Here is a 258-nt window from a genome sequence, read left to right on the forward strand (position 1 = left end):
GGGGTGGGCGCCGCCGGTGTATTCGAAATTGGTGCGCGCCAGGCTGAACAGCTTGCCGCTTTCGCCGCCCTGCGAATAGGTGATCGACTTCTCATAGGGATTGGGGCCTGCGCCCGCCTCGCTCAGATCGGCCTGGGCGCCTTCGGAGAACTGGTTCAGTTCGCGCACCGCGTCGGCGTACAGCGGGCCTTGAAGTTCGGGCTTGTCGGTCACGCCTGCGGGCAGGGCCAGCTTGACCGTCGCATACTGGTTCTTGCT

1 protein-coding gene is annotated in these 258 nt (G+C 65.1%); it reads right to left on the reverse strand.

What is annotated here, in order from left to right; genetic code table 11:
- Nucleotides 1–258: PdaC/SigV domain-containing protein (locus tag ACM0OY_RS40620; protein WP_414574333.1), on the reverse strand; the 258-nt coding region annotated here is incomplete at both ends.

Origin of the sequence: Nostoc sp. CCY 9925, from assembly GCF_963920935.1 — a bacterium.
Lineage (GTDB): Bacteria > Cyanobacteriota > Cyanobacteriia > Cyanobacteriales > Nostocaceae > Nostoc.